The sequence below is a fragment of the Alloalcanivorax gelatiniphagus genome, assembly GCF_005938655.1.
Lineage (GTDB): Bacteria > Pseudomonadota > Gammaproteobacteria > Pseudomonadales > Alcanivoracaceae > Alloalcanivorax > Alloalcanivorax gelatiniphagus.
In genome coordinates this window covers 102,789-117,607 of record NZ_VCQT01000036.1, presented here as the reverse complement: position 1 = coordinate 117,607, position 14,819 = coordinate 102,789, and the positions used below count along the sequence as shown (strand labels likewise).

Sequence of the window (14,819 nt, the reverse complement as noted above, 5' to 3'; positions counted from 1 at the left end):
CTCCTTGGAAGTCCTTGTCAGTAACTCATCAGTCGGCGATGGGTATGCATGGACATGAGCATGCCGAAACTGGCCATCAGGGTGACGATGGATGTGCCGCCATAGCTGACCAGCGGCAAGGGTACCCCCACCACCGGTAAGAGTCCGGACACCATGCCGACGTTCACAAAAATATAAATAAAAAACGTCATCGTCAGTGACGCGGCGAGCAGGCGCGAGAATGTCTCCTGGGCCTGCCAGCTGATAAAGAAACCGCGCCCGACGATCACCAGATAGACGATCATCAGCAGCACGAAGCCGGCCAGCCCGAACTCCTCGCCGAGCACGGCGAGAATGAAGTCGGTGGAGGATTCCGGCAGAAAATCCAGGTGCGACTGGGTGCCGTCCAGCCAGCCCTTGCCGGTGACGCCGCCGGAGCCGATGGCGGTTTTCGACTGGATAATGTTCCAGCCGGCGCCGCGCGGGTCCGCCTCCGGGTTCAGGAAGGTGTCCACCCGGCTGCGCTGGTAGTCATGCAGCACGAAGAAATACATCAACGGCGCGGCCACCAGCAACACCACCACCGCCAGGCCGATCAGACGCCAGGACAGGCCGGCCACGAACAGCACCACCAGGCCGGCGGCGGCGATCAGAATCGAGGTCCCCAGGTCCGGCTGCACCGCGATCAGCACCACCGGCAGGAAAATCAGCGCCAGGGCGATCAGCACGTCCAGCAGCCGGGGTGGCAGGTTCCGCTCGCTGAAGAACCAGGCGACCATGGCCGGCACCGCCAGCTTCATGATCTCCGCCGGCTGGAAACGGCCGATGCCGGGGATGTGCAGCCAGCGGGCGGCGCCCTTGGCCTCGAAGCCGATCACCACCACCAGGATCAGCATCACCACGCCGATGGCGTAGATCAGCGGCGCCCAGAACCGGTAGCTGCGCGGCGGTATCTGCGCCACCACCACCATCAGGGCGGCGCCGGCGCCGAAGCGCACCGCCTGGCGGGCCACCAGGTCCAGGCTGCCGCCGCCGGCGCTGTACAGCACCGTCAGGCCGCCCAGGGCCAGCAGCATCAACGCCGCCAGCAGCGGCGCATCCAGGTGCAGGCGCGCGCTCAGGCCGTTGCCGAGGATGGCGCCGCCCTGGCCGGGCATCTGCCGAAGATATTCGCGTACGCTCATGGCACCGTTCCTCCCGGCGTGGGGACGCGTGGCAGCGGCGCCGGCACGTCCAGTTCCCCTTGATCATTGAGCAGCCAGGCGTCCATCACCTGGCGCGCCACCGGGCCGGCGGTGGAGCCGCCGTGGCGGCCGTTTTCCACCAGCACCGCCACGGCGATGGCCGGGTGATCCACCGGCGCGAAGCTGATCAGCAGGGCATGGTCGAGCAGGCGCTCGGCCAGCTCGTCCTCGTTGTAGGTTTCCTCCTGGCCCACCGAGAACACCTGGGAGGTGCCGCTCTTGGCGCCCATCCGGTAGGGGGCGCCCTTGGCCATCACCCGGGCGGTGCCGTGGTCGCCGTGCACCACCTCTTCCATGGCGTGCTCCATGCGCGACCAGTCGCGCTCATTGTTGAGCACGATATCCGGCCGGGGCGGCGGCCGCAGTTCGTCGGCGGCCAGGGTCGGCGTCACCTGCTTGCCATGGTGGGCGAGGATGGCGGTGGCGGTGGCCAGTTGCAACGGCGTGGTCAGCACGAACCCCTGGCCGATGCTGGCGTTGATGGTGTCGCCGTGGAACCAGGGCTTGCCCCGGGCGGCGCGCTTCCATTCCTTGGAGGGCAGCAGGCCGGCGGACTCATTGAGCAGGTCGATGCCGGTGGGCTGGCCCAGGGAGAAGTCGGACAGGAAGTCGTGCATGCGGGCGATGCCCAGCTTGAAGCCCAGGTCGTAGAAGTAGGTGTCGCAGGACTCCACCACCGCCTTGGTCATGTCCACCCAGCCGTGCCCCCAGCGCTTCCAGTCCCGGTAGCGGTGCGGGTTGTCCTCCAGCTGGTAGTAGCCCGGATCAAAAATGGTGCGCTGCCAGTCGGTGACCCCGGCATCCAGGCCGGCCAGGCCGATAAACGGCTTCACCGTGGAGCCCGGCGGGTAGCGGCCCTGCAGGGCCCGGTTGAACAGCGGGTTGTCGTGGTCTTCCCGGTAGCGGGCGTAATCCTGGTGGGAGATGCCGTTGACGAACAGATTGGGCTCGAACCCCGGGCGGCTGACAAAGGCCAGCACGCTGCCGTCCCGGGGGTCGATGGCCACCACCGCGCCACGGCGGTCACCGAGGGCGTCGTAGGCGGCCTGCTGCACCTTCATATCCAGGGTCAGGCGCAGGTTCTGGCCGGGTTCCGGCGGCTGCTCCTCCAGCACCCGCAGAATCCGGCCCCGGGCATTGGTCTCCACCTGGCGGTAGCCGACCTTGCCGTGCAGGCGCTGCTCGTAATAGCGCTCGATGCCGGTGCGCCCGTAGTAATGGGTGCCGGCATAGTTGGACTGCTCGGTGAGGGTCATGGCGTCCAGGTCCTCCACGTTGAGCCGGTTCACATAGCCGAGCACGTGGGAGAACAGCTTGCCGTGGGGATAATGGCGCACCAGGTTGGCCGCCACCCGCACGCCGGGCAGGCGGTGCTGGTTGACGGTAAGGCGGGCGATTTCCTCTTCGCTGAGGCGGCCGCGCAGGGGAATCGGGTCCCAGGGCCGGCGCGGGCTGGCCAGGCGCCGGTGGAAGCGCTCCAGGTCGTCCGGCGCCAGTGCCACCAGCTCACCGATGCGGGTCAGGGTGGCTTCCAGGTCCGGCACCTGCTCGATGATCAGCTCCACCGCGAAGTCCGGCCGGTTGGCGGCCAGGATCTCGCCGTTGCGGTCGGTGATCAGCCCCCGGGGCGGCGGCACCGCCTGGGTCTGCACCCGGTTTTCGTCGCTCAGGGTGGTATAGCGGCTGTGCTGGGAGATCTGCAGCCAGGCCATGCGCCCCACCAGCACCAGCGACAGGGCGACCACCAGAAAGGCGGCCACCAGCAGGCGGAAGCTGAAGATCCGCTGCTCGTGATGATGGTCCTTGAGGGTCAGTGGTCGGCGCATTCGGCCCCGTTGTTCGAATCGTTAGCGGTGATAAGGATGGCCGGTCAGCAGTGTCCAGCCCCGGTACAGCTGCTCGGCCAGCAGCACCCGCACCAGCGGGTGCGGCAGGGTCAGCGCCGACAGGGACCAGCGCTCGTGGGCGGCGGCGGAGACCCGCGGGCACAGCCCGTCCGGGCCGCCCACCAGCAGAATCAGATCCTGGCCCAGGTCGCGCAGGGTGGCCAGCTTCTCGCTCAAGGCCGGCGTATCCAGGGCGCGGCCGGTGACTTCCAGGGCCACCCGGTGGGCGCCGGGGTACTTCTCCAGGCGTTTTTCCAGCGCCTCGCCCTCGGCCCGCACCAGCGCGCCGGTGTCGCCCCTGGAACGTTTAGGCAACGGAATTTCCTCAAGTTCCAGACGCATGTCCGGCGGCAGCCGTTTCTGGTACTCCTGGAACCCCTGGTTGACCCAGGCGGGCATTTTGGTGCCGATGGCGAGGATGTGAATGCGCAAGGCGTGGCTCCCGATAACACGATGGACCGGCGATAGCGCGAAGCGGCGGCGCCGGGCGCCGCCTCACTGGTCGCGCTGGTCCCGGTCCGGGTGGTGGTCCGGGGTTTTCCACAGCCGCTCCAGGTCGTAGAACTCGCGGGTGGCGGGCAGCATCAGATGCACGATCACGTCGCCCAGATCCACCAGGATCCATTCCGCGCCGCGTTCGCCTTCGGTGCCCAGGGGCGAGTAGCCGGCCTGCTTGGCCTTTTCCATCACGTTGTCGGCCATCGCCTTGACGTGGCGGCTGGAGGTGCCGCTGGCGATCACCATGTCATCGGCCACGCTGGTCATGGCGCGCACGTCCAGGCTGGCTACGTTCTTGGCTTTCATTTCTTCCAGGGCGTCGAGCACCAGATCCAGCAAAGGGGGTTGGGAACTCATGGGGCCTCGTTGAGTGCGTGCACAGGGTTGTCGGCGGCGTTGCCGCGATGAACGGACTGATTATACAGCCCATGGCGATGGATATGGGCGCGCACCGCCGGGGTCAGCAGCGGACTGTCGCCGTGGGCGCGCAGGGTTTCCCGAATATCGCTGGCGGCCACGTCCAGCACCGGCCGGGCCAGCATCAGCCGGCGGCCGGCGGGGCGGGCGCGCAGCAGGCGACCAGGGGCGCGGGGAAAAGCCCGCTGCACCCGCAGCGGCGCCGGCGCCGCGCCGGGGCGCGGCACCACCGCCAGATGGCAGAGGGCGGCGTATTCCCGCCAGCGGTGCCAGCGGTCCAGCTGGGCGAAGCTGTCGGCGCCAACCACGAACACCAGCGGGCGCCGGCCGATCAGGCGCCGGAAATGCTTCAGGGTGTTGAGGGTGAAGGAGGGCGCGCCGCCGCGCTCGCGCAGTTCCCAGTCGTCGGCGATCAGCTGCGGGTGGCCGGCGCAGGCCTGGCGCACCATGGCCAGGCGCTGGGCGCCACTGGCCTGGGGCTGGGGCCGGTGCGGCGGCACCGCGTTGGGCAGCAGATGCACCGGCGCGTTGCCCAGCGCCCGCGACACCGCCAGGGCGGCGTGCACATGGGCCCGGTGGATCGGGTCGAAGGTGCCGCCGAACAGGATCAAGGGTTTCAGAGCCGGCACGCGCTATTGCCGCACGTGGCCGTCGCCGAACACCACCCACTTCTGGCTGGTCAGCCCTTCCAGGCCCACCGGGCCGCGGGCGTGCAGCTTGTCGGTGGAAATACCGATCTCGGCGCCCAGACCGTATTCGAAGCCGTCGGCGAAGCGGGTGGAGGCGTTCACCATCACCGAGCTGGAGTCCACCTCCGCCAGGAAGCGGCGGGCGTGGCTGTAGTTCTCGGTGATAATGGACTCGGTGTGGCCGGAGCTGTAGCGATGGATGTGGTCCATGGCCTGATCCAGATCGTCCACCATGCGAATCGCCAGCACCGGCGCCAGGTATTCCTCTTCCCAGTCCGCCTCGGTGGCTTCCGCCACCTGGTCGCCGAGCAGTTTGCGCACCCGCTCGCAGCCGCGCAGTTCCACGCCGGCCTGGCGGTACTGGTCGGCCAGTTCCGGTAGCACCCGCTCGGCGATGCCGGCGTGCACCAGCAGGGTTTCCAGGGTGTTGCAGGTGCCGTAGCGCTGGGTCTTGGCGTTGTAGGCCACCTTCAGCGCCTTGGCCGGGTCGGCGTCGGCGTCGATATAGACGTGGCAGTTGCCGTCCAGATGCTTGATCACCGGCACCCGGGCCTCGGCGCTGATGCGCTCGATCAGGCCCTTGCCGCCCCGGGGCACGATCACATCCACGAACTCGGGATGGCTGATCAGCTCGCCCACGGCGGCCCGGTCGGTGGTCTCGATCACCTGCACCGCGGTATCCGGCAGGCCGGCCTCGCGCAGGCCGGCGCGCAGGCACTCGGCGATCGCCTGGTTGGAATCGATGGCCTCGGAGCCGCCCCGCAGAATGGCCGCGTTGCCGGACTTCAGGCACAGGGCGGCGGCGTCGATGGTCACGTTGGGGCGGGACTCATAGATGATGCCGATCACGCCCAGGGGCACGCGCATCTTGCCCACCTGGATGCCGCTGGGGCGGAAATTCAGGTCGGTGATGGCGCCCACCGGATCGGCCAGGGCGACCACCTGCTCCAGCCCCTCGACCATGCCGTCGAAGCGCGCCGGGGTCAGTTCCAGACGGTCCAGCAGCGCCGGCTCCAGGCCATTGTCCCGGCCCCGCGCCAGATCACGCTGGTTGGCATCGAGAATGGCACTGCGATGGGCACGCAGCGCGGCGGCGATGGCGCCGAGCGCGGCGTTCTTCTCGCCGGAGGTGGCCCGGGCCATGGCCCGGGAGGCAGCGCGGGCCTGCCGGCCCACGTCGGCCATGTACTGCTGGATATTCATGTGACACGCCTGTCGGGAAACGAAAAGGCGCATTATACGGGGTTCCGGGTGGCCCGCGAAACAACCCCGGTGCGCTGAGGAAAAGGTTCATCGCGTTTTAGCGTGAAGTCGATGCTGGACGCCTTTAGCCGGGACGCGGATCTGTGTGGGTGCCTTCCGGGATCGCTCAAGCCGTCCATGGGCGCTCCCGTTTTTGGCATCCCTGCCAAAAAGGGTCCCGGAAGGCACCCACACAGCTCCGCTTCGAGGTAGCGAAACCGTTACGGGTACCAACAACGATGAACCAGGGTGGGTATAGGCGGCGGCTTCGTAGAGCCCATCTTTGAGTAGGAGCGGCTGGGCGGCACTCCGCTTCAGCCGCGATCCCCCTCGGGTGCCATCGTCATCGCGACTAAAGTCGCTCCTACCAAGGGGCCCGGAAGGGCGTCGCGCCCCGGCTGGAGGGAAAATTCCCGCTAAACCGCGATGAACCGAAAAAACCGGCGTGGGGAATCAGGGCGCCTGCGCCTCAAGAATCCGCACCATGGGCGTGCCCCGGGTGCGCGGGATCGGCAGGCTGGCGTAGTAATCCGCCGGGTCGTGCACGGTCAGGCCGCTGAAACCCAGCCCCCGGAAATGCGCCTCGGTGGCCCGGTCGGAATCGAAATGGAAGGTCACGTGGCTGCGCGACACGGCGCCGAGCAGGCCGCCCAGGGCCTTGAGCGTGCGCTGGAAGCGCATATTGGCGTAGAGCGGATAGTTGTCGGTCAGGTAGATGCCCCGGGGAAACGCTTCCAGTGCCCCCGCCAGCCGGGCCCAGAACGGGCTGAGGCTGGCCAGCTCGAAATAGTTGATCAATCCCTCGGTGACCACCGCCACCGGCCGGGCCGGATCGAGCCGGCCGAGCAGGGTGGCCACGCTCTGCTCGCCGTGCTCCGCCAGAATGTTCACCACCTCCACCCGGTGGCGCCCGTCCAGCAGCCCCAGGCCGGCCAGCAGCCGCTGCTTGCGCCGCGCCATATCCGGCAGGTCCGCCTCCACATAGGTGATGCCCGCATGGCGCCGGCACAGCCGCTGACCCCGGGGGCTCAGACCGCAGGCCAGCTCCAGGATCTGCAGATCCGGGTGGTCGGCGATCAGCGCTTCCAGGCGGGCGTCGATCAGATGGTGCCGCTGCAGCAGAAAGGTGCGGATATTGCCGCCCATCAGCCGCTTGCCGGCGGCCTCGAAGGGCGTCATGGCGCCGTACAGCAGCGCCCCCGAACGGGTGCGGAAGCCCGGCCCGGACAGGCCGTTGCGCACCCACACCTGGCCGGTATAGAGGGCGGTAAAGCTGATCGACGAGGTATCCAGACGTTGGGCCATAGGGTGCTTCGCGGGGCAGCGGGTATTCCCGCGACCCTAGCAAAGCCGCCGCCTCCGCGCGGGCCAATAAAAACGGCGAGTTTCAACCCGTGAGGGCGCGCGCTATCCGTGCTGCGACTCGGTATGGGCTCTGGAAGGTGTGTAGGAGCGACTTCAGTCGCGATGGGGGCCGGCAGCGCCGTTGATCGCGACTGAAGTCGCTCCTACTGGGGAGGGTAATGCGGCGCCAGTTCGGGGAAGTACCAGGGTTCGGCGTGCTCGGGGATGGCCCACTGTAGCGGCGAGCGGTTGTTGGTTTCACTGAGCAGTCCCTCGTCGCGGAGCTGGCTGATCAGGCGCCGGTTGTTTCGCTCGGAGTTCTGACCGGCCAGTTCCAGCGCTTCGGCGCGGTCCAGTTGGCCCTCCAGGGCGGCGGCTTGCCGGTTCAACACCAGGGCCTTATCCGCAAGCCCGCTTTGCCCCAGTTGCTGATCGCTGGGGATAAAGGGCGTGAGGTCCAGAAGGCTGCTGATCATGGGGCTATTTTGGCCGGTTTATTGGCCGGTTGGGTGGGGATCGCGGCTGAAGCCGCTCCTACGATAGCGACACCTATAATCGCGGCTGAAGCCGCTCCTACGGGGGGGGCGCTTATCTGTAGGAGCGGCTTTAGCCGCGATAGGGGGTAGCTACTTTTCCAGGATCGCGGGCAGGGGCCGGCCGCACAGGCGCAGCACCAGGCCGGACAGGTACTGCCAGGGGTCGCCGGGGCCCATGCCCTTGATCGCCTGGTCGGCGCGGATCGCCAGGGCCTGGGCGCGGTGCAGCTGGCGCGGCGGCAGTTGCCGGGCGCGGGCTTCCAGGGCGCGCAGCCGCTGGGGCGGCAGGCGCGGCGGCGGGCCGCCGGTGGCCAGGGCGTCCAGGGCGCGGATATCCCGGCCCAGGGCCCACAGCACCACCGGCGCTTCCACGCCTTCGGCGCGCAGGGTGCGCAGAATGCGCAGGGCCCGTTCCGCGTCGCCACGGCCGGTGGCATCGGTCAGGTCGAAGGGGGTGTAGCGGCTGGAGTCGCCCACCGCCTGCTGCACGGTGTCGGCGTTGACGCGGCCGTCGGTGCTGAGCAGGGCCAGCTTGTCCACTTCCTGGGCGGCCGCCAGCAGATTGCCTTCGCTGCGCTGGATCAGCAGTTCCAGGGCGTCGTCATCGATGTTCAGGCCACGGCTGGCGAGCCGGTCGCGCAGCCAGTGCTGCAGCTGTTTGCCTTCCACCGGCCAGATTTCCAGCACCGCGCCACAGGCGTCCAGCGCCTTGACCCAGGCGCTGTTCCAGTCCTTGCGGCGGTCCAGCTTGGAACAGCGGATCAGCAGCAGGGTGTCCGGGGAAGGGGGATCGAGCAGTTCGCGCAGGGTCTCGCTGCCGGCCTTGTCCGGCCGCTTTTCGCCCAGCACCACTTCCAGGATACGGCGGCCGCCGAACAGGCTCAGGCTCTGGGCCTCGTTGCGCACGGCGTTCCAGTCGATGCCGGTGTCGGCGCTGAAGCGGTGGCGTTCGTCAAAGCCCTGCTGGCGGGCGCTGGCGCGCAGGGCGTCCAGCGCTTCGTCCTGCTGCAGGGGCTCGTCGCCGGCCACCAGATAGACCGGCAGCAGCTCCCCTTGCAGGTGTTTGGCCAGATGCTCCGCGCGCAGCCGCATGGCTTAGTCCTGGATCTTGCGCGAGGCGTTGGCGAGCTGGTTGACCAGCCGGTAGCTGATGTCCTCGATCAGGTCGGTGCGCACCAGGTCCTCTTCGTCGGAGGTGGCGGTCACGTTGTCCGGCGAGTAGGCGAAGCTGCGGATCGCGGTGAGGCGGCGCGGCGGGTTGAGCATGGCGCCGGTGTCCCGGTCGATCAGCTGCCAGGTGACTTCGTAGCGCAGTTCACGCTCGGCGGCGCGGCCCCGGTCGTCCACCGCGGCGGTGCGCTGGTCCCATTCCTCGTCGATGATCTGCACCACATGAGGGGACTGGTTGTGCACCAGCACGCCATTGGGTTCGAGCAGGTCTTCCAGGGTGTAGCGCAGGCGCGCGCTGGCCCCTTGCAGGGTGATGCTCTCGAAACTGGGCACCGAGGTCTGGCCGCGCAGCTGCCAGCCGGAGCAGGAGGACAGCAGCAGGGCGGCGAGCAGCAGCGTGAGCGCGGAACGAATGGACATGATCAGTTGGCCACGATATTGACGAGTTTGCCGGGAATCACGATCACCTTGCGCACCGTCTTGTCTTCGGTGAAACGCTGCACATTGGGCTCTTCCCGGGCCAGTTGTTCCAGGGTGTCCTTATCGGCATCGGCGGGCACTTCCAGCTTGGCGCGCACCTTGCCATTCACCTGCACCACCAGTTCGAGGGTGTCTTTTACCAGGGCGCTTTCGTCCACCGCCGGCCAGGGCGCGTCGATGGCGGCCTGGTCGTGGCCCAGTGACCGCCACAAAGTGTGCGCGGCATGGGGAATGATCGGCGAGAGCAGCAGCACTGCCGCTTCCAGGGCTTCCTGCACCGCTGCCCGGCCGGCGTCGTCGGCGGGCTGGAAGCGGCTGATCTCGTTGCACAGTTCCATGGCGGCGGCGATGGCTGTGTTGAAGGTGTAGCGGCGGCTGATGTCGTCGCTCACTTTCTGGATGGTTTCGTGGGTCTTGCGGCGCAGGGCCTTGCCCGCGTCGTCCAGGGCCGCCGAGTCCAGGGCCGGCGCGGCGCCGCCCTCCACATGGTCGGCCACCAGCCGCCACAGACGCTTGATAAAGCGATGGGCGCCTTCCACGCCGGCATCGTTCCATTCCAGGGACTGTTCCGGCGGCGCCGCGAACATCATGAACAGGCGCACGGTGTCGGCGCCGTATTCCTCGATCATCGCCTGCGGGTCCACGGTGTTGCCCTTGGACTTGGACATCTTGGCGCCGTCCTTAAGCACCATGCCCTGGCACAGCAGGCGCTTGAACGGCTCGTCGGAGTTCACCAGCCCGGCGTCACGCAGCAGCTTGTGGAAGAAGCGCGAATACAGCAGATGCAGAATGGCGTGCTCGATACCGCCCACATACTGATCCACCGGCAGCCAGTAGTTGGCGCGCTCCGGGTCGAGCATGGCGGTGTCGTTGTCCGGGCAGGTAAAGCGGGCGGCGTACCAGCTGGACTCCATAAAGGTGTCGAAGGTGTCGGTTTCGCGCAGGGCGGGCTGGCCGTTGTACTCGGTTTTGGCCCACTCCGGGTCCGCCTTGATCGGCGAGGTCACGCCGTCCATTTCCACATCTTCCGGCAGCACCACCGGCAGCTGGTCCTCGGGCACCGGCACCTGGGTGCCGTCTTCCAGGGTCAGCATGGGGATCGGCGCGCCCCAGTAGCGCTGGCGGGATACACCCCAGTCGCGCAGGCGGTAGTTGACCTTCGTCTCGCCCAGGCCCCGTTCCTTCAGCCAGACGGCGATGGCATCAAAGGCTTCGGCGGAGCTGAGCCCGTCGAACTGACCGCTGTTAACCAGTTTGCCCTTGGCGGTGAAGGCCTCGCTGGCCAGGTCGATGGACTCGTCGCCGGTGGGCTCGATCACCTGCTTGATCGGCAGGTCATATTTTTGCGCGAACTCGAAGTCGCGTTGGTCATGGGCGGGCACCGCCATTACCGCGCCGGAGCCGTAGTCCATCAGCACGAAGTTGGCGATCCACACCGGCACTTGCTCGCCGCTGATCGGATGGATCGCATGGCGGCCGGTGAACACGCCTTTCTTCTCCATGGTGGCGAGATCGGCCTCGGCCACCTTGGTGTGGGCGCACTCCTCGATAAAGGCGGCGATCTCCGGGTTGCCCTCGGCGGCCTGCTGGGCCAGCGGGTGCTGGGCGGCCACCGCCACATAGCTCACCCCCATCAAGGTGTCCGGGCGGGTGGTGTAGACGCTCAGCGCCTGGTCCTGATCCTGGAGCGCGAAGTCCAGTTGCACGCCTTCGGAGCGGCCGATCCAGTTGCGCTGCATGGCCTTGACCTGTTCCGGCCAGCCGTCCAGCTGGTCCAGGTCTTCCAGCAGTTCATCCGCATAGGCGGTGATCTTCACGAACCACTGGGGGATATCCTTGCGCTCCACCAGGGCGCCGGAGCGCCAGCCCCGGCCGTCGATCACCTGCTCGTTGGCGAGCACGGTCTGGTCCACCGGGTCCCAGTTCACCGTGGACATTTTTTTGTAGACCAGGCCCTTCTCGTAGAGCTTGGTGAAGAACCACTGCTCCCAGCGATAGTACTGCGGGGTGCAGGTGGCCAGTTCCCGATCCCAGTCATAGCCAAAGCCAAGCTGCTTGAGCTGGCCCTTCATGTACTCGATGTTTTCGTAGGTCCAGGCCGCCGGGGCGCTCTTGTTCTTCACCGCCGCGTTTTCCGCCGGCAGGCCGAAGGCATCCCAGCCCATGGGCTGCAGCACGTTCTTGCCCTGCATGCGCTGGTAGCGGCTGATCACGTCGCCGATGGTGTAGTTGCGCACATGGCCCATATGCAGTCGCCCGGACGGGTACGGGAACATGCTCAGGCAGTAGAATTTCTCCTTGCCGGGCTGCTCGGTGACCTTGAAGCTACCGGATTCTTCCCAGTGCTTGCGGGCTTCATCTTCTACCTGCTTGGGCTGATACTGTGCGTCCATCGGTTCTCTATGAGTCGGGTGTGGTCAGGTGTGGAAAGCCCTATAGGATACATGAGCCAACGGCGGGCAGACAGCGGATGCGCGGAGTGTTGATCACGGTGGTGCTGGGCCTGGCACTGGCGGCGGCGACGCTGCCGGTGGTGGTGCGCCAGTTCTATCCGCCGCTGCCGGCGGCCCGGGTGGACGGCCCCGGCCCGCGGGCGGTGGTGGTGCCCGGCGCCGGCCGCCAGCGTCACGGCGATGGCTACCGCCTCACCGCCGCCGGGCTGCGGCGCCTGCACCGGGGCGTGGAGGAAGCGCGCCGGCTGGGCCTGCCGCTGCTGCTGACCGGCGGTGCCGGGGACCGCACGCCCCGGGACCCGGACGACTCCGAGGCGGCGATGATGGCGGACCAGGCCCGGCGGCTGTGGCCGGAGGCCCGGCTATGGATCGAGCCGCGCAGCCGCAGCACCTGGGAGAACGCCCTTAACAGCGCGCCCCTGCTGCGCCGCCACGGCATCCAATCGGTGCTGCTGGTCACCGACCGCGCCCACCTGCCCCGGGCCACCCTCAGCTTCCGTCGCCAGGGCCTCACCGTCACCCCGCTGGCGGTGGAGACCCTGCCCCGCGACGCCTGGCTGCCCTCCGCCGGCGCCCTGGCGGAGGTGCCGGTGATCTGGCGGGAGTGGGTGGCGTTGGTTTGGTATCGGGTTCGGTATTTCTGAGAGTCAGTTGAAAGTTAAAAGTTGAAAGCGCGGGAGGGGCCGCCTCACCTTATGGGCCGTGCCCGCGCCTTTACCTTGCAAGGATGCAAGGCCACCCTGCAAATCGCACAAACCCGGAAGATGGCGCCCCTTTTAACTTTCAACTTTCAACTTTCAACTCGCTTCCCTTGTCGTCTCCCCGTCCAACGTCTCCAACGCCTGATAGTGGCTGAGAAAAACCTCCCCCGTCAGTTGCTGGAGGAAATCGCTGCGTTGCAGTTGGTCCATCACCGGGCCTTTGACCTCCGACAGGTGCAGGGTGACGCCGGCGTCGGCGAGGCGGCGGTTGAGGGCTTGCAGGCTGTCCAGGGCGCTGGCGTCGATATGGTTGATGGCGGAGCACAGCAGCACCACGTGGCGGCGGCCGTCGCAGTGCAGGGCGCGGTCGTAGATGGCGTCCTCGGTGCGCCGGGCGTTGGCGAAGTAGAGCGATTCGTCCACCCGGATCGACAGCACCCGGGGTGAGGTGATCACCCGGTGGCGGAGCACATTGCGAAAGTGCTCGGTGCCGGGCATCTGGCCCAGTTCGGCCATGTGCGGCTGGCTGGTGCGCCATAGATGCAGGGCCACCGCCGCCACCACCCCGGCCAGCACGCCGGCCTCCACGCCGGCGCCCAGCACCCCCAGCACGGTGATCAGCATGGCGGTGAAGTCCGCCTTGGAGTAGCGCCAGGCCCGGGTCAGGGCCGGCAGGTCCACCAGGGTCAGCACCGCCACGATAATGGTGGCGGCCAGGGTGGCCTTGGGTAGGAACTGGAACCAGGGGGTGAAGAACAGCGCCACCACGGCGATGCCGGCGGCGGTGAACACCCCGGCCAGGGGCGTGCGGGCGCCGGCCTCGAAATTGACCACCGAGCGGGAGAAGCCGCCGGTGACCGGGATGCCGCCGCTGACCCCGGAGGCCAGGTTGGCGGCCCCCAGGCCGATCAGTTCGGCGTTGGAGTCGATCCGCTGGCGGCGCTTGGCGGCCAGGGTCTGACCCACCGACACGGATTCCACGAAGCCGATCAGGCTGATCAGCGCCGCCGGCAGCCACAGGGCCTGCCACAGGCCGGCGTCGAAGGGCGGCAGGGTGGGGGCCGGCAGGCCACCGGGCACCGGGCCCACCACCGCCACGCCGCGGGCGGCCAGACCGCCGGGGCCGGCGGCCAGGGTGGTGACGATCACCGCCACCACCGGCCCGGCCTTGGCCAGCAGTTCCGCCAGCCAGGGCGGCAGGGCGGTGCGCGCCAGGGCCCGTTTCAGCGGCCCCCGGGCCCACAGCAGGAACAGCACGGTGACGGCGCCGAGCAGAAGGGTAAGGCCGTGGATGCCGCCGAGCTGGCCGGCGGCGGAGAGCGCCAGCTGCCACAGGGTGTCGCCGTGCATGGGGATGCCGAGCAGATATTTGAGCTGGCTGGCGGCGATCAGAATGCCGGAGGCGGTGATAAAGCCGCTGATCACCGAGTGGCTGAGCAGGTTTGCGATCCAGCCCAGGCGCAGCACTCCCATGATCACCAGCAGCCCGCCGGACATCAGCGTCAGCGCCACCGTGGCGGCCAGATAGCGGGCGCTGTCCCCGCCGGCCACCTGACCGGCGGCGGCGGCGGTCATCAGTGACACCACCGCCACCGGGCCCACCGCCAGGGTGCGGCTGGAGCCGAACAGGGCATAGGCCACCAGCGGCAGGATGCTGGCGTACAGCCCCACCTGCGGCGGCACCCCGGCGAGCAGGGCATAGGCCAGGCTCTGGGGGATCAGCATCAGGGTGACGATCAGCGCCGCCATGCCGTCGGCGGCGGCGTCGTCACGGCGGTAGCCAGCCAGCCAATCGATGGCCGGCAGCCAGCGGCTCAGAGCCATGGGGCGGGACTCATGGGTTCAGGTTCTGGGCCCGTTCCCACAGTTTGCCGCAGCGGTTGCCGGTGCGGCAGAACGCCAGCACCGGTCCCGGTTGCTGGCGGACCAGCTCGGCGAACCGGCGGGCATCGTCGTCGTTGATCTCGCTGGCCACCACCGGCTGGTAGTGGTAGCTGAGGCCGGCCTGGCGGGCCGCCTGTTCCATCACTTGATGGTCGGGCTGGTCCTCGCCTTCGCCGTCCGGCCGGTTGTTGATGACCACCCGGAAGCCGGCTTCGGCCAGCCCGGCCATGTCCTCGGGACGCAGCTGCGGTGATACCGCCAGGTCGGGGGTCAGTTGGGTGTAGTCGGCCATGGAG

Annotated in this window: 14 protein-coding genes; 1 reads left to right on the top strand and 13 read right to left on the bottom strand. The window is 68.0% G+C overall.

From position 1 onward, the window contains the following. Positions 1-17: 17 nt before the first annotated feature. The 11 genes from rodA to leuS form a co-directional block, all read right to left on the bottom strand. Positions 18-1,163: a rod shape-determining protein RodA gene (rodA, locus tag FGS76_RS11955; RefSeq protein ID WP_138772874.1), complete on the bottom strand. Its 1,146-nt coding sequence runs from the start codon at positions 1,161-1,163 to the stop codon at positions 18-20. Next, positions 1,160-3,049, bottom strand: a complete 1,890-nt coding sequence (gene mrdA, locus FGS76_RS11950) for a penicillin-binding protein 2 (protein WP_138772873.1) — start codon at positions 3,047-3,049, stop codon at positions 1,160-1,162. Before mrdA ends, rodA begins: the two co-directional genes overlap by 4 nt. Before the next feature lie 21 nt (positions 3,050-3,070). Continuing rightward, positions 3,071-3,541: a 23S rRNA (pseudouridine(1915)-N(3))-methyltransferase RlmH gene (rlmH, locus tag FGS76_RS11945; protein WP_138772872.1), complete on the bottom strand. Its 471-nt coding sequence runs from the start codon at positions 3,539-3,541 to the stop codon at positions 3,071-3,073. Between the two features lie 63 nt (positions 3,542-3,604). Beyond that, positions 3,605-3,964, bottom strand: coding sequence for a ribosome silencing factor (gene rsfS / locus FGS76_RS11940; RefSeq protein WP_138772871.1), 360 nt, complete (start codon positions 3,962-3,964; stop codon positions 3,605-3,607). Continuing rightward, entirely contained in the window at positions 3,961-4,653 is a 693-nt protein-coding gene (gene nadD, locus FGS76_RS11935) for a nicotinate-nucleotide adenylyltransferase (protein WP_138772870.1), read from the bottom strand. Before nadD ends, rsfS begins: the two co-directional genes overlap by 4 nt. Positions 4,654-4,656: 3 nt before the next feature. After that, positions 4,657-5,916 carry a glutamate-5-semialdehyde dehydrogenase gene (locus FGS76_RS11930; protein ID WP_138772869.1) on the bottom strand — a complete coding sequence of 420 codons (1,260 nt, stop codon included), beginning with the start codon at positions 5,914-5,916 and terminating at the stop codon, positions 4,657-4,659. Between the two features lie 492 nt (positions 5,917-6,408). Further along, entirely contained in the window at positions 6,409-7,260 is an 852-nt protein-coding gene (locus tag FGS76_RS11925; protein WP_138772868.1) for a class I SAM-dependent methyltransferase, read from the bottom strand. Between the two features lie 203 nt (positions 7,261-7,463). Continuing rightward, entirely contained in the window at positions 7,464-7,775 is a 312-nt protein-coding gene (locus FGS76_RS11920) for a hypothetical protein (RefSeq protein WP_138772867.1), read from the bottom strand. 150 nt (positions 7,776-7,925) lie between these two features. After that, complete coding sequence (holA, locus tag FGS76_RS11915) at positions 7,926-8,927, bottom strand: DNA polymerase III subunit delta (RefSeq protein ID WP_138772866.1); 1,002 nt, start codon at positions 8,925-8,927, stop codon at positions 7,926-7,928. Between the two features lie 3 nt (positions 8,928-8,930). Then, complete coding sequence (locus FGS76_RS11910; RefSeq protein WP_138772865.1) at positions 8,931-9,425, bottom strand: LPS-assembly lipoprotein LptE; 495 nt, start codon at positions 9,423-9,425, stop codon at positions 8,931-8,933. Between the two features lie 2 nt (positions 9,426-9,427). Next, on the bottom strand, positions 9,428-11,878 hold the full coding sequence (gene leuS, locus FGS76_RS11905) for a leucine--tRNA ligase (RefSeq protein WP_138772864.1): 2,451 nt from the start codon (positions 11,876-11,878) through the stop codon (positions 9,428-9,430). Positions 11,879-11,955: 77 nt separating this feature from the next. Here leuS and FGS76_RS11900 point away from each other — a divergent pair, with 77 nt between their 5' ends. Further along, the gene (locus tag FGS76_RS11900; protein ID WP_138772863.1) at positions 11,956-12,582 is read left to right on the top strand and encodes a YdcF family protein; all 627 of its coding nucleotides are present in this window, start codon (positions 11,956-11,958) and stop codon (positions 12,580-12,582) included. Positions 12,583-12,735: 153 nt separating this feature from the next. Here FGS76_RS11900 and FGS76_RS11895 read toward each other — a convergent pair whose 3' ends face one another. Next, positions 12,736-14,463: a SulP family inorganic anion transporter gene (locus FGS76_RS11895; protein WP_138772862.1), complete on the bottom strand. Its 1,728-nt coding sequence runs from the start codon at positions 14,461-14,463 to the stop codon at positions 12,736-12,738. A 10-nt stretch (positions 14,464-14,473) separates the two neighbouring features. After that, on the bottom strand, positions 14,474-14,815 hold the full coding sequence (locus FGS76_RS11890; RefSeq protein ID WP_138772861.1) for a protein tyrosine phosphatase family protein: 342 nt from the start codon (positions 14,813-14,815) through the stop codon (positions 14,474-14,476). Positions 14,816-14,819: the final 4 nt, after the last annotated feature.

Coding starts and splice junctions, on each gene's coding strand:
- rodA (WP_138772874.1), bottom strand. CDS start 1,163: ATGAGCGTACGCGAATATCTTCGGCAGATGCCCGGCCAGGGCGGCGCC.
- mrdA (WP_138772873.1), bottom strand. CDS start 3,049: ATGCGCCGACCACTGACCCTCAAGGACCATCATCACGAGCAGCGGATC.
- rsfS (WP_138772871.1), bottom strand. CDS start 3,964: ATGAGTTCCCAACCCCCTTTGCTGGATCTGGTGCTCGACGCCCTGGAA.
- FGS76_RS11930 (WP_138772869.1), bottom strand. CDS start 5,916: ATGAATATCCAGCAGTACATGGCCGACGTGGGCCGGCAGGCCCGCGCT.
- FGS76_RS11925 (WP_138772868.1), bottom strand. CDS start 7,260: ATGGCCCAACGTCTGGATACCTCGTCGATCAGCTTTACCGCCCTCTAT.
- FGS76_RS11920 (WP_138772867.1), bottom strand. CDS start 7,775: ATGATCAGCAGCCTTCTGGACCTCACGCCCTTTATCCCCAGCGATCAG.
- holA (WP_138772866.1), bottom strand. CDS start 8,927: ATGCGGCTGCGCGCGGAGCATCTGGCCAAACACCTGCAAGGGGAGCTG.
- FGS76_RS11910 (WP_138772865.1), bottom strand. CDS start 9,425: ATGTCCATTCGTTCCGCGCTCACGCTGCTGCTCGCCGCCCTGCTGCTG.
- leuS (WP_138772864.1), bottom strand. CDS start 11,878: ATGGACGCACAGTATCAGCCCAAGCAGGTAGAAGATGAAGCCCGCAAG.
- FGS76_RS11900 (WP_138772863.1), top strand. CDS start 11,956: ATGCGCGGAGTGTTGATCACGGTGGTGCTGGGCCTGGCACTGGCGGCG.
- FGS76_RS11895 (WP_138772862.1), bottom strand. CDS start 14,463: ATGGCTCTGAGCCGCTGGCTGCCGGCCATCGATTGGCTGGCTGGCTAC.
- FGS76_RS11890 (WP_138772861.1), bottom strand. CDS start 14,815: ATGGCCGACTACACCCAACTGACCCCCGACCTGGCGGTATCACCGCAG.